The sequence below is a fragment of the Phaeobacter sp. QD34_24 genome, assembly GCF_028890115.1.
Taxonomy (GTDB): domain Bacteria; phylum Pseudomonadota; class Alphaproteobacteria; order Rhodobacterales; family Rhodobacteraceae; genus Phycobacter.
In genome coordinates this window covers 73,898-94,928 of sequence record NZ_JARCJD010000007.1, presented here as the reverse complement: position 1 = coordinate 94,928, position 21,031 = coordinate 73,898, and the positions used below count along the sequence as shown (strand labels likewise).

Genomic DNA, 21,031 nt, shown 5'->3' with positions numbered 1-21,031 from the left:
CGCAAAAGGACTGAACACATGGCAAAGGCATTCGCGTCGCAAGGCGACATGACGGAAAAGAAAATCAGCTTCACCGAGGTGGGCGAAGGGCTTTACGCCTTCACCGCCGAGGGCGATCCGAACTCGGGCGTGATCATCGGCGACGATAGCGTGATGATCGTCGAGGCGCAGGCGACCCCGCGTCTGGCCAACAAGGTGATCGAATGCGTGCGTTCGGTCACGGACAAGCCGATCACCCATGTGGCGCTGACCCACTATCACGCGGTGCGGGTACTGGGCGCTTCGGCCTTTGGCGCGCAGCAGATCATCATGGGCGATGCCGCCCGCGCCATGGTCGTGGAACGCGGCCAGGAAGACTGGGACAGTGAGTTCCAGCGTTTCCCGCGCCTGTTCGAAGGCCACGAAAGCATTCCGGGCCTGACCTACCCGACCACCACCTTCTCGGAAGATATGACCATCTACCTGGGCAACCGTCGCGTTGATCTGATGCACCTCGGCCGCGCTCATACGGCGGGCGACATCGTGATCCACGTGCCGGACCAGAACGTCATGTTCACCGGCGACATCGTGGAATACCACTCGGCCTGCTACTGCGGCGACGGTCACTTCAGCGACTGGGGTGACACGCTGGACGCCATCAAATCCTTCGACGTGGACGCCATCGCGCCGGGCCGGGGCGATGCGCTGGTTGGCAAGGAGATGGTCAACGCCGCCATCGAGAACACCCGCGACTTCGTCGAAAGCACCTACCGCCCCGCCGCCCGTGTGGCTGCCCGCAACGGCACCCTGAAAGAAGCCTGGGACGCGGTACGCGAGGAATGCGATCCCAAGTTCAAGGACTACGCGATCTACGAACACTGCCTGCCCTTCAACGTCGCCCGCGCCTATGACGAGGCCCGCGGCATCGACACCCCCCGCATCTGGACCGCCCAGCGCGATCTGGAAATGTGGGAAGCTTTGCAGGGGTGAGGCCCGTCTTGGAAACCGTCCCAAGGGATGGTTTCAGGGCCGAACGGGCGGAGCCCCAGGTTCCATCCAACCTGTAGGCCGGTTTGATCCAGATCGTACCGGCCCGCAAAAAGACATGAAACGATGACCATAGCCTCCCGGCCTGATCACACAGGGCCGGGAAACAGAGAAGCTGTGCCAAACGGCACCATTTGGGAGGACACCAGATGAACAAGATCTTTGAAGTGCCCCTGTACCCGTATGAACGCCATGCGGATCAGGACGCCCCGGCGCCGGTGCGGCGCAAGGTGGTGATCATTGGCGCAGGCCCCATCGGCCTTGCCGCCGCCATCGACCTGGCCCAGCAGGGCATCGAGGCGGTGATCCTGGATGACAACGACAAGGTCAGCTTCGGCTCCCGCGCGATCTGCTTTGCCAAGCGCCCGCTGGAGATCCTTGATCGCCTTGGCTGTGGCCAGCCGATGGTCGACAAGGGCGTGCAGTGGAACCTCGGCAAGGTCTTCTTTGACGACCGCCAGGTCTATGATTTCAACCTGCTGCCCGAAGAAGGCCACCAGCGCCCCGCCTTCATCAACCTGCAGCAGTACTACTTTGAAGAATACCTGGTGAACCGGGTCAAGGAGCTGCAAGCCGAAGGCGCCCCGATAGAGATCCGCGGCCGCAACAAGGTCTCGGCCATCGGCACCCACCCCGATCACGTGACGCTGGAAATCGACACGCCCGAAGGATCGTACAACATCGAGGCCGACTGGCTGATCGCCTGTGATGGCGCAGGCTCCCCGACCCGGACCATGCTGGGGCTGGATTTCGTCGGCCGCGTCTTCGAGGACAACTTCCTGATCGCCGATGTGATCATGGATGCCGACTTCCCCACCGAACGCTGGTTCTGGTTCGACCCGCCCTTCAACAAGGGGCAGTCGGCGCTGCTGCACAAGCAGCCCGATGGCGTCTGGCGCATCGACCTGCAGCTGGGCTGGGACATCGACAAGGAGCGCGAAAAGCGCCCCGAGAATGTGATCCCGCGCCTGAAGGAAATGCTGGGCGAGGATGTGAAGTTCGAACTGGAATGGGTGTCGATCTACACCTTCCAGTGCCGCCGCATGGAGAAGTTCCGCCATGGCCGGGTGATCTTTGCCGGCGACGCGGCGCATCAGGTCTCTCCCTTTGGCGCGCGCGGTGCGAACTCGGGCCTGCAGGACACCGACAACCTCTGCTGGAAGCTGAAACTGGTGATGGAGGGCAAGGCGCCCGAAAGCCTGCTGGACAGCTACGATCAGGAGCGCATCCACGGCGCCGATGAGAATATCCTGAATTCCAGCCGCTCCACCGATTTCATCACCCCGAAATCGGAAATGTCCCGCGTGCTGCGCGATGCGGTTCTCGACCTCAGCGAGCATCACGAATTTGCCCGCCCCCTGGTGAACTCGGGCCGCCTGTCGGTGCCCTGCACCTATGATGGCTCCACCTTGAATTCAGCCGACGCGCTGCAGGATGGGCCCGCGCGCACCCGCCCCGGCTCCCCCTGCCCCGATGCGCCGCTTGGCGATGAATTCCTGCTGCCAAAACTGGCGGACAAGTTCACCCTTCTGACCATCGACGCCGAAGCCCCCGATGTGATCGAGGAAGACGGTATCGAAGTCACCCGCCTGGCGCTGTCCGTGAAGGACGACCGCACCCTGGCGCTGAAGGAACGGTATCTCGGCGACAATGACAGCGGCGTCTACCTGATCCGCCCGGATCAGCACGTGGCCGCGCGCCGCTCTACCTATGACGACAACCAGTTCCGCGCCGCCATCCGCCGCGCCGTGGGCAAGGAGTAACAGCGATGTCCGACCAACTGATCCTGACCCCGAACATCGATGGCGCAGATGATTTCTACGCCGATCTTCTGGCCGTGCACGAAGGCCTCAGCAAGACCGAGAGCGACGCGCTCAATGCGCGGCTGGTTCTGGTCCTGTCCAATCACATCGGGAAACGCGCAATCCTGAAACAGGCGCTGGCGGCAGCCGCGCTTCAGCCCTCGGAGGAGAGCAAGTGAAAATCGAGAAAATCCACCACGTCGCCTACCGCTGCAAGGACGCCAAAGAAACGGTGGAGTGGTACAACACCATGCTGAAGATGGACTTTGTCCTGGCGATTGCCGAGGATCACGTGCCATCGACCCATGAACCCGATCCTTACATGCATGTCTTCATGGATGCAGGCGACGGCAATGTGCTGGCCTTCTTCGAGCTGCCCACCAAGCCCGAGATGGGCCGCGATCTGAACACCCCGGAATGGGTGCAGCACATCGCCTTCAAGGTGAAGGACCGCGCGACCCTGATCGAGTTCAAGGAACATCTTGAAGCCAACGGGGTTGAGGTGCTGGGTGTGACGGATCACTCGATCTTCCACTCGATCTATTTCTTCGACCCCAACGGGCACCGGGTGGAACTGGCCTGCCCCGATCCGGAAGAAGATGCGCTTCTGAAAAAGCTGGACGCGGTGAAATGGGAGATGCTGGAGGAATGGTCCAAGACCAAGAAGGCCCCCCAGCACGCCGACTGGCTGCACGCCAAGGAATTGAACAAGGCCTGATCCTCGGGCACAAAATGACAGACCGCATCCGGCCCGTTCGGGTGCGGTTTCATATAGGGAGAGGCAAAATGACGGATGTGGTTCTTTTTGATTACTGGCGCTCTTCGGCCAGCTACCGGCTGCGCATTGCGCTGAACCTGGCAGGGATCGACTATCAATCCATCCCCGTCGATCTGGTGAAGGGAGAGCAACGCAGCCCTGAACATCTGGCGCGCAACCCGCAGGGTTTCGTGCCGGTGCTGGAGATCGACGGGCTGCGGCTGACGCAATCCTTGGCGATCCTTGATTATCTGGATCAGACCCGCGATCTGAACCTTCTCCCAAAAGAACCCGCCAAGCGCGCGCAGGCGCAGGCACTGGCGCAATCCATCGCAATCGATCTGCACCCGGTCTGCAACCTGGCCGTTGCCCGCCACGCCACGCAGATCAGCGGCGGGCGCGAGGATATGCCCAAGGCCTGGATGCAGCATTTCATCCGCCCCGGCCTGCAGGCGTTCGAAGCCCTGCTGGCAGGGTTCGACCAAGCTCCCTATTGCACCGGCGACACCCCCGGTCTGGCCGATATCTGCCTGATGCCGCAGATCTACAACGCGCGCCGCTGGGAGGCGGATATCTCGGACATGCCGCGCCTCTTGGCGGTCGAGGCCGCCTGCGCCCGACATCCGGCCTTTGCCGCCGCCCATCCGGACGCGGTGCAACCCGGCGCTTGACCGGGCCACGCCGCTTCCCCTTACTGGCTGCAAAGACAATGGGGAGCGCGGCATGAGCAAACACGGATATGACAGCGGGCGGCTGAACCTGCCCTTCGTCGGCATCTGCACCTTTGGCAAATATCCTTACGTGGAGGATTGGAACGCCATCGATGCCGATGCCGCCGTGCTTGGCGCGCCCTTCGATTTCGGTGCCCAGTGGCGGTCCGGCGCGCGCATGGGGCCGCGCGCCATCCGCGAGGCCTCGACCCTGTTCAGTTTCGGCCATGCGGGCGCCTATGATTTCGAGGATGACGTCACCTATCTGGATCCCGAAAAGGTCAGCATCGTGGATCTGGGGGACGCCGACATCATCCACACCGACACGCTGCAAAGCCACGCCAATATCGAATACGGCGTGCGCAAGATCCTAGAGGCCGGCGCCCTGCCGGTGGTCCTGGGCGGCGATCACTCGGTCAATATCCCCTGCATCAATGCCTTTGACGATCAGGATCCGATCCATGTGGTGCAGATCGATGCGCATCTCGATTTCGTGGATGAACGCCACGGGGTGCGCTATGGCCATGGCAACCCGATGCGCCGCGCTGCCGAAAAGCCCTATGTCACCGGGCTGACCCAGATCGGCATCCGCAATGTCTCTTCCACCGCAAAGGATGGTTATGACGCCGCCCGCGCCATGGGGTCGGACATCCAGTCGGTCCGCCATGTGCGTGCGATGGGCACCGAAGCGCTGATCAACCGAATCCCGCGCGGGGAACGCTACTACCTGACCATCGACATCGACGCCTTCGACCCTTCAATCGCGCCGGGCACCGGCACGCCCAGCCACGGCGGTTTTCTCTATTACGAGGTTCTGGAGTTCATAGATGCGCTGGCCCAGCACGGCGATATCGTCGGGCTTGATCTGGTGGAAGTGGCGCCGGATTACGACGCGACGGGCTGCACCTCGATCCTGGCCGCACAGCTGTTGATGAACACCATCGGACGCATCCTGCATCACCGTGACTAGAAGCGGGGCTAGGGGCGGGACTATTCCGCTGCGCTTTTGAGGCTGGCCATCAGGGTGTGGAACTTCTCGCCCTGCACCGCCACATGTTCGCGCAAAACCGCTGCCGCCGCATCGCCGTCGCCATGGGTCAGGGCCTGCACCACGGCCTCATGCTCGGCCATGGACTGCGCCAGGCGCCCGCGAAAGCGCAGCTGTTGACGGCGGAAAGGTTTCAACCGCTTGTGCAGCTTGCAGGCTTCCTGCTGCAGGAAACTGTTGCCCGATTCGCGGTAAAGAATGTGGTGGAAGCGTTCGTTTTCCACGTAATAGGCATCGCTGTCCTGCGCCGCGAGCGCAGCCTGGCATTTGGCATTGGCGTCGTTCAATTCGGCCAGGGCCCGATCCGAGATCCGCTTGCCCGCAAGGCGCCCGCAGACGGCCTCCAGTTCGGCCATGACCTCGAACATCTCCATCAGTTCCACCGGCCCGGGCTGACGCACAAAGGCGCCCCGGCGCGGGATCAGTTCGACAAGGCCAGACAGGGCAAGCCGCTGAAACGCCTCGCGCAGCGGCGTTCTGGAGACGCCGAATTGCTGCGCCAGCCGCACCTCGTCCAGACGGTCGCCATCCGAGAACGTCCCGTCAAAGATCCGCTCTTCCAGCTCTTCCGCGATTGTGTCTGCACGCCGCTGTCCCATTCTTTCGCAGTAGCACCCCGCCTGAGCAAATTCAAGATTTGCATTCTTGTATACAAAAAGATTGACTTGAAAAACACATGCCGCTTACGTTTGGGCATCTCCGGCCAGCAAAAGGCCGGAAGTTCTGGGAGGAAAAAAATGAAAACCATGCTGAAAGCTGCGGTCGCCACCGCGGCGCTTCTGTCGTCGGCCGTTCTGGCCAATGCCACCGAGCTGCGCCTGTCGCACCAGTGGTCGAACAAGGACATCCGCCACAAGGTCGCACAGATCGTCGCGGATGAGGTCGCCGCCGCCGGAGTGGATCTGGAGATCAAGATCTTCGGTTCCAAATCCCTGTTCAAGCCGCGCGAGCAGTACAAACCGCTCAGCCGGGGCCAGCTGGACATGACCGTTCTGCCGCTCAGCTATGCCGGCGGTCAGCAGCCCGCCTATAACCTGACACTGATGCCCGGCCTGGTGAAGAACCATGACCATGCCGCGCGGCTCAGCAATTCGCCCTTCATGGACGCGCTTGAGGCCAAGATGGCCGAAGACGACGTTATGGTTCTGGTGCATGGCTACCTGGCGGGCGGTTTTGCCGGCAAGGACAAGTGCATCACCAAGCCCTCCGACATCGAAGGCCTGCAGACCCGCGCGGCCGGCAAGTCGTTCGAGCAGATGCTGGCAGGCGCCGGGGCCTCCATCGCCTCGATGGCGTCGTCTGAAATCTACAACGCCATGCAGACCGGCGTTCTGCAGGCCGCGAATACCTCGTCCTCGTCCTTTGTCTCCTACCGGATCTACGAGCAAGTGAGCTGCTACACCCCGGCCGGCGATGTGGCGCTGTGGTTCATGTATCAGCCGCTGCTGATGAACAAGTCCACCTTTGAGGGCCTGAGCGAAGCGCAGCAGAACGCCCTGCGGGCCGCCGCCGAAAAGGCCGAAGCCTATTACCTGGAAGAAGCCAAGAAGCAGGATGCGGCCTCGGCCAAGGTCTTTGCCGACGCGGGCGTGGAAATCGCGCAGATGAGCGCGGATGATTTCGAGGCCTGGCGCAAGCTGGCGATGGAAACCTCCTACAAGAAATTCGTGGATGAGGTTGCGGACGGGCAGGCGCTGCTCGACCTGGCACTCGCCGTCGAGTGATCTGAACCGGCAGGGCGGACCCATGTCCGCTCTGCCCCCCAAAGACCCAAGAAATTCAGGAGGCGGGAATGGCAGGACAAAGCTCGGCCAGGATCGCAAACACCGGGAACAATCCGTTCCTGCGGGCCGTTGCGGCCCTGTCGACCCTTGCAGGCTGGTGCGCAGCCGCCATGATCGTGGCCGCCGTGGCCATCACATGCCAGATGATCGTCGTGCGCTTCGTGCTGAACGGCTCCACCGTCTGGCAGACCGAAGCGGTGATCTATCTGGTCATTGCAGCGACCCTTGTGGGGTTGCCCTACGTGCAGCGTCTGCGCGGCCATGTGAACGTGGATCTGATCCCGATTTCGCTGCCGCCACGGGCGCGGTTTTTCCTCGCCATCCTCACCTCGATCCTGTCGATCGGCATCATGGCGATCATGCTGTGGTACGGGTTCGAATACTGGCATTTCGCCTGGGAGCGCGGCTGGCGCTCTGACACGGTCTGGGGCGTGCGGCTCTGGATTCCCTACCTTGCAATTCCCATCGGCTTCGCCCTGTTCCTGTTGCAGCTGATTGCCGACCTCGTGGCCCTGCTGATTGGCGCCGACAAACCCTTCGGCCTGGAGATCTGAGCCATGGACCCTCTTATCCTGGGCGGGCTAGTCGCCCTTGCCACTATCCTCGTGCTGTTTTCCGGCGTCTCGGTCGCGCTTGGCCTGCTGATCGTTTCGGCCGGCTTCCTGATCGCCTTCGACGGCATGCGCAGCCTTGAGTTGATGCCCGAGATCCTGTTCGGAAAGCTTGATAATTTTGCCCTGCTGTCGATCCCGATGTTTATCATCATGGGATCCTCCATCGCCTCGACCCGCGCGGGTGCCGACCTATACGAGGCGCTGGAGCGCTGGCTGACCCGGGTGCCCGGCGGGCTGGTAATCTCCAACCTTGGCGCCTGCGCGCTGTTTGCGGCGATGTCGGGGTCCTCTCCGGCGACCTGCGCAGCCATCGGCAAGATGGGCATCCCCGAGATGCGCAAGCGCGGCTACCCGGACGGGGTGGCTGCGGGCTCCATCGCCGCCGGTGGCACGCTCGGCATCCTGATCCCGCCCTCGGTCACCATGATCGTCTACGGCATCGCCACCGAGACCTCGATCGGGCGTCTGTTCCTGGCGGGCGTCATTCCAGGGCTGATGCTCGTCGGTCTGTTCATGGGATGGTCGCTTTATTCCACCTGGCGCTCGGGCGATACGCAGCGGCTGGGGTCGGGCAGCTATACCTGGGCGCAGCGGTTTGAGATCCTGCCCCGCGTGGTGCCCTTCCTTCTGATCATCCTTGGCGTGCTTTACGCGATGTATGGCGGCGTTGCGACGCCGTCGGAAACCGCCGCCGTGGGTGCGCTGCTGTGCCTCGTGATTGCGATGGTGATCTACAAGCTGTGGAACCCGCGCGATATCTGGGTGGTGCTGCGTGACAGCACCAAGGAATCGGTGATGATCCTCTTCATCATCGCCGCCGCCGGTGTGTTCTCCTACATGCTGAGTTCGCTCTTCATCACCCAGTCGATCGCCGAATGGATCGGCACGCTGGATGTGAACCGCTGGGTCTTGATGGGGGCGGTCAATGTCTTCCTGTTGATCGCGGGCTTCTTCCTGCCGCCGGTTGCAGTGATCCTGATGGCGGCGCCGATCCTGTTGCCGATCATCACCACCGCGGGCTTTGATCCGATCTGGTTTGCCGTGGTGCTGACCATCAACATGGAAATCGGGCTGATCTCGCCGCCGGTGGGTCTGAACCTTTACGTGATCAACGGCATCGCGCCGGATATCTCGCTGAAGACCATCCTGATGGGATCGCTGCCCTTCGTGGCCTGCATGGTGATCGCCATCATCCTGCTGTGCCTCTTCCCCGGCCTTGCCACCTGGCTTCCGAACGCGGTGATGGGAGGGGCGCTGTGACCCTTCTGGCCGATCTTCTGTCCACCGTCTTCGAGCGCCGCTACCTGTGGCCCGGGGGCGGGCAAAGGGACAGCCGCCCGATCACGGAGCTGGCCGAGGATCTGGTCGGCTCTGCCGGGGAGACCTCGGGCCTGATGCTGGCACAAGAGGTGATCTCGGGCTTTGAGCGGCTGGAGGACGAAAAGAAGCTGGCCTTCTTCACCCATATCGCCACCCAGCTGAACATCGACCCCGAAGCGGTGCGCACTGGCCTGGACGCCTACGAACAAGCGCCTTCGAAAGACAGCTATCGCGCCTTCATGGCGGCGGTGGAACCCCGCCGCCAAGAGCTGATCCGCCGCCTGAACCGCGTGCCCGGCGCCACCGGCGCCCTGGTGCGGATGCGGGCGGATCTGTTGCGGCTGGGGCGGGGCATCCCCGAACTGGAGGCGCTGGATCAGGATTTTCGCCATCTCTTTGCCTCCTGGTTCAACCGGGGCTTCCTGGTGCTGCGCCCGATCAACTGGCAAAGCCCGGCCAATATCCTGGAGAAGATCATCGCCTATGAGGCGGTACATGCCATCGACAGCTGGGACGACCTGCGCCGCAGACTGCAACCGGCAGACCGGCGCTGTTTTGCCTTCTTCCATCCCGCCATGCCGGACGAGCCGCTGATCTTTGTCGAAGTGGCCCTGACCAAGGGCATTCCGGGCTCTGTTCAGGCGCTATTGGCAGAGGATCGCACGCCGATGACCGCAGATGAGGCCGATACGGCGGTGTTCTATTCGATCTCCAACTGTCAGGCGGGACTGGCCAGCATCTCCTTCGGCAATTCGCTGATCAAACAGGTGGCCGCCGATCTTGCGACTGAGCTGGCGGGACTGAAAACCTTTGTCACGCTTTCTCCGATCCCGGGACTGGCAAGCTGGATCGCAAAGGAAGGGTTTGACTGGGATCCCGGTGATCCGGAGCGGGTCAAGGCCGATGCCGCCCATTACCTGCTGTCGGCCAAGGGACGCGGCGGTCTGCCCTATGATCCGGTCGCCCGGTTCCACCTTGGCAATGGCGCCATTGTCCACGCGGTGCACGCCGATGCGGATACCTCGGACAAGGGGCGCGCGCAGTCGGGCGGCGCGATGGTCAACTACCTTTATGACCTCAAGAAGGTCGCCCAGAACCACGAACACTTCGCCACCACCCAGAAAGTGGCCGCAACGGCTGAGGTCCGCGCCCTGGCCGCCGCATCGCAGCTGCAGAAAACGGAAAGTAGCTAGACCATGGCAAATCCCCTTTATGACGGGCTGTTTGGCGCCCATGCCGGTAAATCCACCGCCTTCCTGCATCTGCCGGACGGTCAGGTGATCACCCATCAACAGTTCCTCGAGACGGCGGCACAGATCGCCCATGTGATGACGGGCAAGGGCCTTGCGCCGGGCGACCGCGTGGCGGTTCAGGTCGAGAAATCCCCCGAGGCGCTGGCGCTTTATGCCGCCTGCGCCCAAGCCGGGCTGGTCTTTCTGCCGCTCAACACCGCCTACACGGTCGATGAGCTGACCTATTTCATCGACAACAGCGGTGCGCGGATGATCGTCTGCGATGGTGCCAGCCGGGACGGGCTGACTCCGGTGGCACAGGATCTGGACGCGCAGCTGATGACCCTTGGCGCCGATGGCAGCGGCAGCCTGATGGAGGCCGCAAGCGGCCAGGATAGGGCCTACCCCACGGTTTCGCGCTCTGGCGATGATCTGGCGGCCTTTCTCTATACCTCGGGCACCACGGGGCGTTCCAAGGGGGCGATGCTGACGCAGGACAACCTTCTGTCCAACGCCCGCACCCTGGTCAGCGAATGGCGCTTCACGGCCGACGACGTCCTGCTGCACGCCTTGCCGATCTTTCACACCCACGGGCTGTTCGTGGCCAGCAACGTGACCCTGGCGGCGGGCGGGTCGATGATCTTCCTGCCGAAGTTCGATCTGGACGCCATCATCGCGGATCTGCCAAAGGCCAGCACGATGATGGGGGTTCCGACCTTCTACACGCGTCTTCTGGGGGATCCGCGTTTCACCCGCGATCTGACGGCGCATATGCGGCTGTTCATTTCCGGCTCGGCGCCGCTATTGGCGGAAACCCATGTGCAATTCGAAGAGCGCACCGGTCACCGCATCCTGGAACGCTACGGGATGACGGAAACCAATATGAACACCTCCAACCCTTACGAGGGCGAGCGGCGTGCAGGCACCGTCGGCTTCCCCTTGCCGGGCGTGGAGTTGAAGATCACCGATCCCGACACGGGCGCGACTTTGCCGGACGGCGACATCGGCCAGATCGAGGTGCGCGGCCCCAATGTGTTCAAGGGCTACTGGCAGATGCCGGAAAAGACCGCCGCCGAGCTGCGCAGCGACGGGTTCTTCATCACCGGGGACCTCGGGCTGATCGATAGGGACGGCTATGTTCAGATCGTCGGGCGCAACAAGGACCTGATCATCTCGGGCGGCTACAACATCTACCCCAAGGAGATCGAGCTGGTGCTGGACGAGCAGCCGGGCGTGCTGGAAAGCGCGGTGATCGGCGTGCCGCACCCGGATTTCGGAGAAACTGTCCTGGGCGTCATCGTGCCGGAACCCGGCGCCGCGCCTGACCCCGATGCCATCATGGACAGGGTGCGCGACGTGCTGGCGCGGTTCAAGCATCCCCGCAAGCTGGTGGTGCTGGATGAGCTGCCACGCAACACCATGGGCAAGGTGCAGAAGAACATCCTGCGCGACCAGTACAAAGCCACCTTCACCGGCGCCTAAAGCCCCTCTCACACCCCCATTGCACGGGCATCGGCGCCCGGCAGGGAATCAGCGCTCGGCCCGCATCTTTGCGGGCCGGGGCTGTCGAGCTGCGCATTGCCTGACGTCACCCCCCGGCGGCGAAGAAAAATCTGCGCCGTTCACATCTGCGTCAGCGCCACCCCGGCGACCGCTGCAAAGCCCATAAATCCACCACGACATCAAGCAGATACGCAGGCCACAGGCCCTCAATCCCGCGAATGATTAATTCCTGGGCAGATTATGCACACGCTTGACGCAATGTTCATCTGAACGCTAAGTGAATTCATATGAGCGTTACATACACAGAATAAAGCGCCTCATGTGAGTGATTGAACTCATAGAGAATCAACACGGGGACCTGCTGCGGCCGAATTTGACACACCGCAGCGATAGGAGATGAAGATGAAACTCAAATCCATTCTGTCGGCGACCACCGCCTTTGCCATGGTCGGCACCGCCGCATTTGCAGAAAAAGCCGAAGTGCAGTTCTGGCACGCCATGGGCGGCCAGCTGGGCGAGATCGTCGACAAGTTTGCAGCCGACTACAACGCCGGTTCGGACAGCTGCCAGATCAATGCCGTCTACAAGGGCAACTACACCGAGAACATGACCGCAGCCATCGCCGCCTTCCGCGCCGGTGAGCAGCCGCACATCGTGCAGGTCTTCGAGGTCGGCACCGCCACCATGATGGCCGCCGGCGACAAGGGCGCGATCTACCCGGTCTACAAGCTGATGGAAGACGCAGGCATCGACTTCGATCCCTCCGCCTACCTGCCGGCCGTGATTTCCTACTACACCGACACCGACAACAACCTCCTGTCGCTGCCGTTCAACTCCTCCACCCCGGTTCTGTGGTACAACAAGACCGCCCTGGACGCAGCCGGTGTCGGTGTTCCCACGACCTGGGACGAAGTCGAGGAAGCCGCCCGCGCCCTGAAGGCCAACGGCGTTGAAAAGCCCTTCTCCTTTGGCTGGCAGTCCTGGTCCAACATCGAGAACTACTCGGCCTGGCACAACCTGCCGCTGGGCACCGAGGAGAACGGTTTTGCCTCGCTCAAGACCGAGTTCACCTTCAACAACGACGCGGTTGTGAACCACATCCAGCGCATTGCCGACATGGGCAAGGAAGGCCTGTTCGCCTATGGCGGTCGTCGCGGTGACAGCCGTGGCCAGTTCGTCAACGGCGAAACCGCGCTGTGGATCAACTCCTCGGCCTATTACGGTGGCTTCAAGAAGGACATCACCGACTTCGAATTCGGCCAGACCATGCTGCCGGTGGACACCGCCGTGACGGACAAGCCGCAGAACTCGATCATCGGCGGTGCGACCCTCTGGGTGCTGAACGGCCACGAGAAGCCCGAATACGCCTGTGTCGCCGACTTCTTCCAGTTTGTCTCCGCAGCCGAGCAGCAGGCCTACTGGCACCAGAACACCGGCTATGTTCCGATCACCACCGCTGCCTATGACCTGTCCAAGGAGCAGGGCTTCTACGAAACCGATCCGATGACCGACACCGCGATCAAGCAGCTGTCGCTGAACGCTCCGACCCCGGCCTCCAAGGGCCTGCGTTTCGGCAACTTCGTGCAGATCCGCGACATCATCAACGAAGAGCTGGAAGCCGTCTGGGCAGGCGACAAGGACGCCAAGACCGCCCTGGACGCAGCGGTTGAGCGCGGCAACGCCCTGCTGCGCAAGTTCGAAAAAGCCAACGACTGATCATCCCCACCTGTTGGCTTTATCGGGAGGTCCCATCCGGGGCCTCCCCCTTTTTCCACGATCTCCCAAAGGTCCCTGCCCGTGCAAAAGCGTGTCGTCTTCCGCTCCCGGCTGCTGCCCTACCTGCTGGTGCTGCCGCAAATCGCGATCACCGTCGCCTTCTTCTTCTGGCCCTCCTACCAGGCGCTGGAAAGCTCGTTCTTCATCGAAGACGCCTTTGGGTTTTCCCGTGAATGGGTCTGGCTTGAGAATTACTACGAGCTGTTTCGCGATCCGGGATATCTGAAGTCCTTCCGCACCACGCTGGTCTTTGGCTTCTCGGTGGCCTTCCTCGCCATGGCGATCTCGCTGATCCTGGCGGTGGCCGCCAACCGGGTGATCAAGGCCGCCACCGGCTACCGCACATTGCTGATCTGGCCCTATGCCGTCGCCCCCGCTCTGGCCGGGGTGATCTGGTACTTCCTGATGAACCCCTCGCTCGGCATCGTCGCCTATTGGCTGAAGGGCATCGGGGTCGAATGGAACCACTACGTGAACGGCGATCAGGCGCTTTTGCTGGTCGTTGTCGCCGCCGCCTGGAAACAGGTGAGCTACAATTTCCTCTTTTTCCTGGCCGGCCTGCAATCGATCCCGAAATCCCTGATCGAGGCCGCCGCGATTGACCGCGCAGGCCCCATGCGCCGCTTCTGGTCGATCACCTTCCCGCTGCTCACGCCCACCACATTCTTCCTGCTGGTCGTGAACCTCGTCTACGCCTTCTTTGATACCTTTGCCCTGATCCACGCCACCACCGAGGGCGGCCCCGCCGATGCCACCTCGATCCTGGTGTTCCGGGTCTACAACACCGGCTTTATCGGGCAGGACTACGGATCCTCTGCCGCGCAATCGGTGATCCTGATGGGCATGGTGATCCTGATGACCTTCATCCAATTCCGTTACGTCGAGCGCAAGGTGCAATACTGATGGTCGAAAATCGCCCCATTCTGACGTTCCTCACCCATGCGATCCTGATCGTCGGTGTGCTGTTCCTGTGCTTCCCGGTCTGGATGGCGCTGGTTGCCTCCACCCACGGCCCCGGCGCCCTGTCGCAATCGCCTATCCCGCTCTGGTTTGGCGATCAGGCCTGGGAGAACTACTCGCAACTTCTGGCAGGCGGCTTGCCCGAGGCGGGCGGCGTGCCCATCGGCATGATGATGTTCAACAGCCTGATCATGGCGCTCGTCATCACATTCGGCAAAATCGTCATCTCGATCCTGTCGGCCTATGCCATCGTCTATTTCCGCTTCCCCTTCCGCATGGGGTTCTTCTGGATGATCTTCATCACCCTGATGCTGCCGGTCGAAGTGCGGATCCTGCCCACATTCGACGTGGTGGTGAAGATGGGCCTTCTCAATACCTACGCGGGCCTCACCATTCCCCTGATCGCCTCGGCCACGGCCACCTTCCTGTTCCGCCAGTTCTTCCTGACCATCCCGGATGAGCTGGTCGAGGCCGCCCGCATCGACCGCGCAGGACCGATCCGCTTCTTCAAGGATATCCTGCTGCCGCTGTCGCGCACCAATATCGCGGCGCTGTTCATCATCCTCTTCATCTACGGCTGGAACCAGTATCTCTGGCCGCTGCTGATCACCACCGACGAAAGCCTCTACACCGTCGTCATGGGCATCCAGCGCATGGTCAACTCGGGCGAGGCGCTGCCGGTCTGGCACTACATCATGGGCACCGCCGTCCTTGCCATGATCCCCCCGGTTCTGGTCGTCGTTCTAATGCAAAAGCTCTTTGTCAAAGGGCTGGTCGAAAGCGAGAAATAAATGGCTACTCTCAACATCAAATCCCTGGGCAAGACCTATCCGGGCGGTGTCACCGCCGTGTCCGACGTCAACGCGGATATCGCGGATGGAGAGTTCATCGTTCTGGTCGGCCCCTCGGGCTGCGGCAAGTCCACCATCCTGCGGATGATCGCGGGCCTTGAAGGCATCACCACCGGCGACCTGCAGATCGGAGAGCGCCGGGTGAACGACCTTGAGCCGGGCGAGCGTGACATCGCCATGGTGTTCCAGAACTACGCGCTTTACCCGCATATGTCGGTGCGCGGCAACATGGAGTACGGCCTGAAAAACGAGGGCCTGCCCAAGGATCAGATCGCCACCCGCATCGCCGAGGCCGCCCGCACCCTGCGGCTGGAAGAGTATCTGGACCGCAAGCCCGCGCAGCTGTCGGGCGGGCAGCGCCAGCGGGTCGCCATGGGCCGCGCCATCGTGCGCGATCCCAAGGTGTTCCTGTTTGATGAACCTCTGTCGAACCTAGACGCCAAGCTGCGCACGCAGCTCAGGGCCGAACTGAAGGCCCTGCACCAACGTCTGGGCGCCACCTTCATCTACGTGACCCACGATCAGGTCGAAGCCATGAGCCTCGCAGACCGGATCATCATCATGAACGCAGGTCGGGTTGAACAGATCGGCACGCCGATGGATCTTTACCTGCGCCCCGCCAGCCGGTTCGTGGCCGACTTCATCGGCAGCCCCGCCATGAACGTGGTCGAGGGCACCGTGACCGAGGATCGCCGCGGCCTGCTGGTGGACGGCAGCCGCGATATCCGCTTTGCCGGTGAGATCCCCGCCAGCGCAGGGGCCAAGGTCGCCATGGGTATCCGCCCCGAACACCTGTCACTTGATGCCACGGGGGCGGCACAGTTCCACCTGGAAGTCGATTTTGTCGAACAGCTGGGCGCCGACACGGTGGTGCACGGCAAGGTCTCCGGCACCTCGGTGCCGCTGGCGGTGCGCCTCTCTGGCGTGCAGCAGCATGCCAGCGGCGAGGTGCTGGAACTGGGCTGCGGCGCCGATCAGCTGCACCTCTTCGACCTTTCCTCCGGGCAACGTTTGAACTAGGGAAGCGTGATGCAACTGCCCAAGATATTCGGCCACCGCGGCGCCCCGGACGTTCTGCCAGAAAACTCCTTGGAAGGGTTTGCGCATACCATCGCCTCGGGGGCCGACGGGATCGAGCTGGACGTGCTCCTGACCCGCGATGGCGTGCCGGTTGTCACTCATAATCACCGTCTGATGGCAGACACGACGCGCGATGCCAGCGGCGCCTTCCTGACCGCGGAGGGACCCGCCATCAGCGCGCTGACCTTTGATGAACTATGCGCCTTTGACGTCGGCGGCATCCGGCCCGGATCTGAACAGGCAAAGAAGCACCCGCAGCAGCAGGACCTGCCCGGCACCCGCGTTCCGCGCCTGGCCGAGGTGCTGGATCTGGTGGCCAAGGCGGATCGCTCCATCGATGTGCTGGTCGAGCTGAAGCACGATCCCGAAGACGGATCAGAGCCAAAGCCTGCGGATTTCGTACGTGCGGCAACCGAAGTGATCGCGGCCACAGGCACCGAAGAAGCCTGCCTGATCCACGCCTTCAACTGGCAGATCCTGTCGGCCGCGCGCGACCATGCGCCGGGGTTCCGCCGCTCGCATCTGTCGATGAGCAAGACCATACACCCCAGCGGCAACCTCTACGAAGGGTCTCCCTGGCTGGATGGTGCCAGTTCCACCCCCGAGGCGATGCTGCGTGATCTGGCCGATCGGGGCGCCACGGTCTGGAGCCCGCTGTTCTGGGAACTGACACCCGACCAACGTGCCTTGGCCCGTGATCTGGGCCTGCAGGTGATGGTCTGGACCCTGCGCGGCGAAGCCGCCATCCGCAAGGGACTGGCGGCGGATGTGGACGGGGTGATCACCGACGATCCGGCACTGGCTGTGCGCCTGCGGGACGACATGCTTGCAACAGGAAACCCTGCGCAATGACCCCCGAAGAGGCCTTTGCCCGATACGAGGAAATCCGCCCGCGCCTGCCCGTCAGCAGCCGACAGGGGGCCGCCGCCCCTATCACGGGAATCGATCAGGTGATGGCACAGACGGATGCCTTCATCTTTGATGCTTACGGCGTTCTGAACGTCGGTGACCGTCCGATCCCCGGCGCGCATGAACGGGTGCAACAGCTGCGCGATGCGGGCAAGGCGCTGTTGGTGTTGACCAATGCGGCCAGCTTCACCCGCGCCCAGACGACAGAGAAATTCGCCCGCCTCGGGTTCGACTTCACCGCAGATGAGATCATCTCCAGCCGCGAGGTCTGCGAGACCTGCCTGACAGAGATTGCACCGACCGGCACCTGGGGCGTGATGGCGCCGCCGGATTTCCATCCCGAGGAACTGCCGGTGCGGGCCCTGGCCCTTGAGGACGATGCCGCCCCCTATGAGGCGGCCGATGCCTTCCTGCTGCTCAGCACGGCAGGCTGGACCGCTGCGCGCCAGTCCCTCTTGGAACAGAGCCTTGCAGCACACCCCCGCCCGGTTGTGGTCGCCAACCCCGATCTGGTCGCCCCGCGCGAAACGGGTCTGACGCTGGAGCCCGGATACTATGGCCACGCCCTGCAGGATCGCCTCGGGATCCCCCCGGTGTTTCACGGAAAACCCTTCCCGTCGGTCTATGAGGCGGCCCAGGCGCGCCTTGGTGACATAGCGCCGCAGAGGATCACCATGGTTGGCGACACGCTGCACACCGATGTGATAGGGGCGCAGGCACAGGGCTGGAACACCGCCCTGATCACAGACCACGGATTGTTTGCCGGCCACGATGTCACCGGCTTCATCCGGCAGAGCGAGATTACCCCGGATTGGATCGCGCCGTCGATCTGACCCAACTGCGGGAAGAATGGGGCGGCGACAGCAGGAACGGAAGCCGGAATGAGCGACCTCAACGACCGCCAACGCCAGATCATGGAGCAGCTGCGCGCCTCCGGGCAGCAGTCGATCAACGCGCTGGCCAGCGATTTCGGCGTCGCCACCCAGACCATCCGCCGCGATATCAATGATCTTTGCGATCAGGGGCTGGCGCGGCGCGTCCATGGCGGTGTGGCGCCGCCGTCGAACCCGCTGAACCTGAACTTCCATGCCCGCGCAACGCTGAACGAAGACCGCAAACGCGCCATTGCGGCAGCGGCGGCGGCGCTGATCCCCGAAGGCTCAACCGTTCTTCTGGGCATCGGCACCACGGTGCAATATGTGGCCGAGGCGCTGGTCCAGACACCCGACATCACCATCGTCACCAACAATCTCGAGGTGGCGCGCCTGATGTGCAATGCGCCCTCCTGCGATGTGCATGTGGTGGCCGGGCAACTGCGCCCCGAAGACCGCGATCTGGTCGGCACCTCGGCGCTGGAGGGCTACCGGCGCTTTGTTGCGGATTTTGGCGTGATCGGCGCCGGTGCGCTGGATCCGGAGTTTGGCATTCTCGACTTCAAACAGTTCGACGCCGAAGTCAGCAACGCCATCCGGGCCAGTGCACGGCAGATGCTGCTGGTCTCGGACCACAGCAAATGGGGTCGCACCGCCGCCCACCGGGTTGCAGGGTTCGATGCGATGGACCATTTCATCACTGACCGACTGCCCGAGGGGATGGAGTGGTCCGGCCCACCCGTGACCCGCACCAGCCGCGACGCGCTTTAGAAATGCTGCCCTTGGGGGTGCGCCTCCGAGACACGGCAGTGGCGCAGACAGGCCGCCACCTCGTTTCGTAGGCAGCTCACGACCTTGCCCAGCTTACGCAGCCACGCTCCGCAGCGGGCGCTCGCGCACCGGCAGGTGCACGATGGCGCTGAAGGCGCCGACGGCGACGCCGATCCACCACACGAAGGTGTAATCGCCATAGGCGTCATACATCCGCCCGCCGAGCCAGACGCCCAGGAAACTACCCAGCTGGTGGCTGAAGAAGACGATCCCGTAAAGCGTGCCCATGTAGCGCAGCCCGTAGATATGCGCGACGAGGCCAGAGGTCAGCGGTACCGTGGCCAGCCACAAAGAGCCCATGACGATGGAGAAGACGATCACCGTTGTGGGCGTGATCGGCACCATGATGAAGGCCGCCGCCGCGATGGTCCGCCCGGCATAGATTGCCGCCAGCAGGTATTTCTTGGAGTACCGCTTGCCCAGGTAGCCCGCCAACAGGGTGCCGCCCACATTGGCCGCGCCGATCAGCGAAATCGCAACCGCGCCCAGCGCAGAGGTCGAGGTGATCCCGATGCTGTAAAGCGCGCCGCCCGGCAGGATGGGCCCGCACATCTCGGTGACAAAGGCCGGGAAATGCGCGGTGACAAAGGCCAGCTGATAGCCGCAGCTGAAAAATCCGAGGAAGATCAGCGTATAGGAGGGATCCTTGAAGGCCTTGATCAGGATCGCGCCCATGCTTTCTTCCAGCTCGGATTTGCTGGCCATGTCAGGCGCGCGCATCAGCGGCAGCGTCAGGATCAGCGTCAGAACAACGCCTGCAAAGACCAGGAACACCGTCTGCCAGGTCAGGAAGCTCAGCATCCATTCCGCCCAGGGCGCGCCAAAGATCTGCCCGGCAGACCCCGCTGCGGTGACAATCGCCAGCGACATCGAGCGGTTGTCGTCCGAACTTGCCCGCCCCACGACCGCCAGCACCACGCCAAAGCCGGTGCCCGCGATGCCAAAGCCCACCAGCCAGGCATAGGCCTGATGCTCGATCGGCGTCGAGGACCCCGCACTCAACACCAGACCCGCCGCATAGACCAGGGCGCCCAGGATGATGGCCTTGCGATCACCGATCTTCTCGGCCAGGGCGCCAAAGATCGGCTGACCGATGCCCCAGGCCAGGTTCTGGATCGCGATGGCCAGAGAGAATTCCGTGCGCAGCCAGCCGAACTCTTCGGCGATGGGGATCTGGAACACCCCGAAGGAGGCGCGCACCGCAAAGCTCACCATGATGATCACGCAGCCCACGATCAAGACCGGGGTGAACAAGGGTGTCTTCTGTGCTTCTGCGCCGCTCATGCCGGGTCCTTTCAAATCAGAAGTGCGACGTTATGCATTGCGGCGCCGCCGTCAATTCAAGAAATCTGCGCAGTCACATAAGGAAAATTGATGTGAGGGTGCAGGGGGGCTTTTGAAGCTGCCGGTGCCATTTCCGGTTTGGTCTTCCAGATCGCCCTACCCGTCTTCGCCGGGATACGGTGCATTCCCACACGTAATGAAAGGAGAGCCCACGGAACTTGCCGCAAGTGAAGAATGCCCCTCAAACCCCGAGGCTAGGCCTTCACCGCCAGCGGACGCAAGACGCTCAGATGACGTGGGTTCGCAGCCAGTGGCATAGGATGAATGGGTCCTGAGCCTAAAGCGCCTCCTTGCTGACCCTCCGATAATTCACGAATGAATTGACGCTCATCACAACAAAGAAGCTGTCCATGTCGATCAAGACATACCCCAGCTCGAACAGTGCCCGCGATATTGCGACCCGGTCTTCTGGATAGAGACGCCGACGCCCCATCAATTCCCTGAGCAGTTTTTCCGGGATCCGATATCGCCCGGAAGCCTTGCCTCCGAACTGTTGCGTATAGAGATCGGCCAGCTTCGCGGCGGTTTCGTCGTGTCTCACAGCATATCCGTTATTTTTTTTCATCTATGGACAAAATATATTCTACTATGTAGGGAGGGGCAACAGGAAAG

General features: G+C 62.5%; 21 protein-coding genes. 18 read left to right on the top strand and 3 right to left on the bottom strand.

The window, feature by feature from the left end:
* Nucleotides 1-18: 18 nt before the first annotated feature.
* The 6 genes from PXK07_RS07640 (at nucleotide 19) to speB (ending at nucleotide 5,265) form a co-directional block, all read left to right on the top strand.
* Entirely contained in the window at nucleotides 19-969 is a 951-nt protein-coding gene (locus PXK07_RS07640) for an MBL fold metallo-hydrolase (protein WP_274847619.1), read from the top strand.
* Nucleotides 970-1,175: 206 nt separating this feature from the next.
* Nucleotides 1,176-2,789 (top strand): FAD-dependent oxidoreductase, encoded by a 1,614-nt coding sequence (locus tag PXK07_RS07635; RefSeq protein ID WP_274847618.1) that lies wholly within the window; start codon nucleotides 1,176-1,178, stop codon nucleotides 2,787-2,789.
* Between the two features lie 5 nt (nucleotides 2,790-2,794).
* A complete protein-coding gene (locus PXK07_RS07630; protein ID WP_274847617.1) occupies nucleotides 2,795-3,007 on the top strand; it encodes a DUF2783 domain-containing protein in 213 nt (70 codons plus the stop codon).
* The gene (locus PXK07_RS07625) at nucleotides 3,004-3,546 is read left to right on the top strand and encodes a VOC family protein (protein ID WP_274847616.1); all 543 of its coding nucleotides are present in this window, start codon (nucleotides 3,004-3,006) and stop codon (nucleotides 3,544-3,546) included. The genes PXK07_RS07630 and PXK07_RS07625 overlap by 4 nt, the downstream gene beginning before the upstream one ends.
* 68 nt (nucleotides 3,547-3,614) lie before the next feature.
* Complete coding sequence (gene maiA / locus PXK07_RS07620; protein WP_274847615.1) at nucleotides 3,615-4,256, top strand: maleylacetoacetate isomerase; 642 nt, start codon at nucleotides 3,615-3,617, stop codon at nucleotides 4,254-4,256.
* Nucleotides 4,257-4,308: 52 nt separating this feature from the next.
* Nucleotides 4,309-5,265 carry an agmatinase gene (gene speB / locus PXK07_RS07615; RefSeq protein WP_274847614.1) on the top strand — a complete coding sequence of 319 codons (957 nt, stop codon included), beginning with the start codon at nucleotides 4,309-4,311 and terminating at the stop codon, nucleotides 5,263-5,265.
* Nucleotides 5,266-5,285: 20 nt separating this feature from the next.
* Here the strand turns inward: speB and PXK07_RS07610 are convergent, their stop codons facing one another.
* Nucleotides 5,286-5,942: a GntR family transcriptional regulator gene (locus tag PXK07_RS07610; protein WP_274847613.1), complete on the bottom strand. Its 657-nt coding sequence runs from the start codon at nucleotides 5,940-5,942 to the stop codon at nucleotides 5,286-5,288.
* 138 nt (nucleotides 5,943-6,080) lie between these two features.
* Here PXK07_RS07610 and dctP point away from each other — a divergent pair, with 138 nt between their 5' ends.
* The 12 genes from dctP to PXK07_RS07550 all read left to right on the top strand — a co-directional run bounded on the left by dctP (nucleotide 6,081) and on the right by PXK07_RS07550 (nucleotide 19,015).
* Complete coding sequence (dctP, locus tag PXK07_RS07605; RefSeq protein WP_274847612.1) at nucleotides 6,081-7,067, top strand: TRAP transporter substrate-binding protein DctP; 987 nt, start codon at nucleotides 6,081-6,083, stop codon at nucleotides 7,065-7,067.
* 68 nt (nucleotides 7,068-7,135) lie between these two features.
* Complete coding sequence (locus PXK07_RS07600) at nucleotides 7,136-7,681, top strand: TRAP transporter small permease (RefSeq protein ID WP_274847611.1); 546 nt, start codon at nucleotides 7,136-7,138, stop codon at nucleotides 7,679-7,681.
* Nucleotides 7,682-7,684: 3 nt separating this feature from the next.
* On the top strand, nucleotides 7,685-9,001 hold the full coding sequence (locus PXK07_RS07595) for a TRAP transporter large permease (protein ID WP_274847610.1): 1,317 nt from the start codon (nucleotides 7,685-7,687) through the stop codon (nucleotides 8,999-9,001).
* Nucleotides 8,998-10,254: a malonyl-CoA decarboxylase gene (locus PXK07_RS07590; RefSeq protein ID WP_274847609.1), complete on the top strand. Its 1,257-nt coding sequence runs from the start codon at nucleotides 8,998-9,000 to the stop codon at nucleotides 10,252-10,254. Before PXK07_RS07595 ends, PXK07_RS07590 begins: the two co-directional genes overlap by 4 nt.
* Before the next feature lie 3 nt (nucleotides 10,255-10,257).
* Nucleotides 10,258-11,775, top strand: coding sequence for a malonate--CoA ligase (locus tag PXK07_RS07585; protein WP_274847608.1), 1,518 nt, complete (start codon nucleotides 10,258-10,260; stop codon nucleotides 11,773-11,775).
* A 423-nt stretch (nucleotides 11,776-12,198) separates the two neighbouring features.
* Nucleotides 12,199-13,512 (top strand): sn-glycerol-3-phosphate ABC transporter substrate-binding protein UgpB, encoded by a 1,314-nt coding sequence (gene ugpB, locus PXK07_RS07580; RefSeq protein ID WP_274847607.1) that lies wholly within the window; start codon nucleotides 12,199-12,201, stop codon nucleotides 13,510-13,512.
* Nucleotides 13,513-13,593: 81 nt separating this feature from the next.
* Nucleotides 13,594-14,475, top strand: coding sequence for a sn-glycerol-3-phosphate ABC transporter permease UgpA (gene ugpA / locus PXK07_RS07575; RefSeq protein ID WP_274847606.1), 882 nt, complete (start codon nucleotides 13,594-13,596; stop codon nucleotides 14,473-14,475).
* Nucleotides 14,475-15,323, top strand: a complete 849-nt coding sequence (gene ugpE / locus PXK07_RS07570) for a sn-glycerol-3-phosphate ABC transporter permease UgpE (RefSeq protein ID WP_274847605.1) — start codon at nucleotides 14,475-14,477, stop codon at nucleotides 15,321-15,323. The genes ugpA and ugpE overlap by 1 nt, the downstream gene beginning before the upstream one ends.
* Nucleotides 15,324-16,403, top strand: a complete 1,080-nt coding sequence (locus PXK07_RS07565) for a sn-glycerol-3-phosphate import ATP-binding protein UgpC (protein WP_274847604.1) — start codon at nucleotides 15,324-15,326, stop codon at nucleotides 16,401-16,403.
* A gap of 9 nt (nucleotides 16,404-16,412) precedes the next feature.
* Nucleotides 16,413-17,315 carry a glycerophosphodiester phosphodiesterase family protein gene (locus PXK07_RS07560; RefSeq protein WP_274847603.1) on the top strand — a complete coding sequence of 301 codons (903 nt, stop codon included), beginning with the start codon at nucleotides 16,413-16,415 and terminating at the stop codon, nucleotides 17,313-17,315.
* The gene (locus PXK07_RS07555; RefSeq protein ID WP_274847602.1) at nucleotides 17,312-18,205 is read left to right on the top strand and encodes an HAD-IIA family hydrolase; all 894 of its coding nucleotides are present in this window, start codon (nucleotides 17,312-17,314) and stop codon (nucleotides 18,203-18,205) included. Before PXK07_RS07560 ends, PXK07_RS07555 begins: the two co-directional genes overlap by 4 nt.
* A gap of 48 nt (nucleotides 18,206-18,253) precedes the next feature.
* Nucleotides 18,254-19,015, top strand: coding sequence for a DeoR/GlpR family DNA-binding transcription regulator (locus tag PXK07_RS07550; RefSeq protein WP_274847601.1), 762 nt, complete (start codon nucleotides 18,254-18,256; stop codon nucleotides 19,013-19,015).
* Nucleotides 19,016-19,108: 93 nt separating this feature from the next.
* Here PXK07_RS07550 and PXK07_RS07545 read toward each other — a convergent pair whose 3' ends face one another.
* On the bottom strand, nucleotides 19,109-20,359 hold the full coding sequence (locus PXK07_RS07545) for an MFS transporter (protein WP_274847600.1): 1,251 nt from the start codon (nucleotides 20,357-20,359) through the stop codon (nucleotides 19,109-19,111).
* A 337-nt stretch (nucleotides 20,360-20,696) separates the two neighbouring features.
* Nucleotides 20,697-20,960 (bottom strand): hypothetical protein, encoded by a 264-nt coding sequence (locus tag PXK07_RS07540; RefSeq protein ID WP_274847599.1) that lies wholly within the window; start codon nucleotides 20,958-20,960, stop codon nucleotides 20,697-20,699.
* Between the last annotated feature and the right edge of the window lie 71 nt (nucleotides 20,961-21,031).

Bases quoted from the DNA above. Each gene is read 5' to 3' on its own strand.
- PXK07_RS07640 (WP_274847619.1), top strand. From the start codon at position 19: ATGGCAAAGGCATTCGCGTCGCAAGGCGACATGACGGAAAAGAAAATC.
- PXK07_RS07560 (WP_274847603.1), top strand. From the start codon at position 16,413: ATGCAACTGCCCAAGATATTCGGCCACCGCGGCGCCCCGGACGTTCTG.
- ugpB (WP_274847607.1), top strand. From the start codon at position 12,199: ATGAAACTCAAATCCATTCTGTCGGCGACCACCGCCTTTGCCATGGTC.
- PXK07_RS07550 (WP_274847601.1), top strand. From the start codon at position 18,254: ATGAGCGACCTCAACGACCGCCAACGCCAGATCATGGAGCAGCTGCGC.
- PXK07_RS07630 (WP_274847617.1), top strand. From the start codon at position 2,795: ATGTCCGACCAACTGATCCTGACCCCGAACATCGATGGCGCAGATGAT.
- PXK07_RS07545 (WP_274847600.1), bottom strand. From the start codon at position 20,359: ATGAGCGGCGCAGAAGCACAGAAGACACCCTTGTTCACCCCGGTCTTG.
- speB (WP_274847614.1), top strand. From the start codon at position 4,309: ATGAGCAAACACGGATATGACAGCGGGCGGCTGAACCTGCCCTTCGTC.
- PXK07_RS07565 (WP_274847604.1), top strand. From the start codon at position 15,324: ATGGCTACTCTCAACATCAAATCCCTGGGCAAGACCTATCCGGGCGGT.
- PXK07_RS07585 (WP_274847608.1), top strand. From the start codon at position 10,258: ATGGCAAATCCCCTTTATGACGGGCTGTTTGGCGCCCATGCCGGTAAA.
- ugpE (WP_274847605.1), top strand. From the start codon at position 14,475: ATGGTCGAAAATCGCCCCATTCTGACGTTCCTCACCCATGCGATCCTG.
- PXK07_RS07635 (WP_274847618.1), top strand. From the start codon at position 1,176: ATGAACAAGATCTTTGAAGTGCCCCTGTACCCGTATGAACGCCATGCG.
- PXK07_RS07610 (WP_274847613.1), bottom strand. From the start codon at position 5,942: ATGGGACAGCGGCGTGCAGACACAATCGCGGAAGAGCTGGAAGAGCGG.
- dctP (WP_274847612.1), top strand. From the start codon at position 6,081: ATGAAAACCATGCTGAAAGCTGCGGTCGCCACCGCGGCGCTTCTGTCG.
- PXK07_RS07600 (WP_274847611.1), top strand. From the start codon at position 7,136: ATGGCAGGACAAAGCTCGGCCAGGATCGCAAACACCGGGAACAATCCG.
- PXK07_RS07595 (WP_274847610.1), top strand. From the start codon at position 7,685: ATGGACCCTCTTATCCTGGGCGGGCTAGTCGCCCTTGCCACTATCCTC.
- PXK07_RS07555 (WP_274847602.1), top strand. From the start codon at position 17,312: ATGACCCCCGAAGAGGCCTTTGCCCGATACGAGGAAATCCGCCCGCGC.
- maiA (WP_274847615.1), top strand. From the start codon at position 3,615: ATGACGGATGTGGTTCTTTTTGATTACTGGCGCTCTTCGGCCAGCTAC.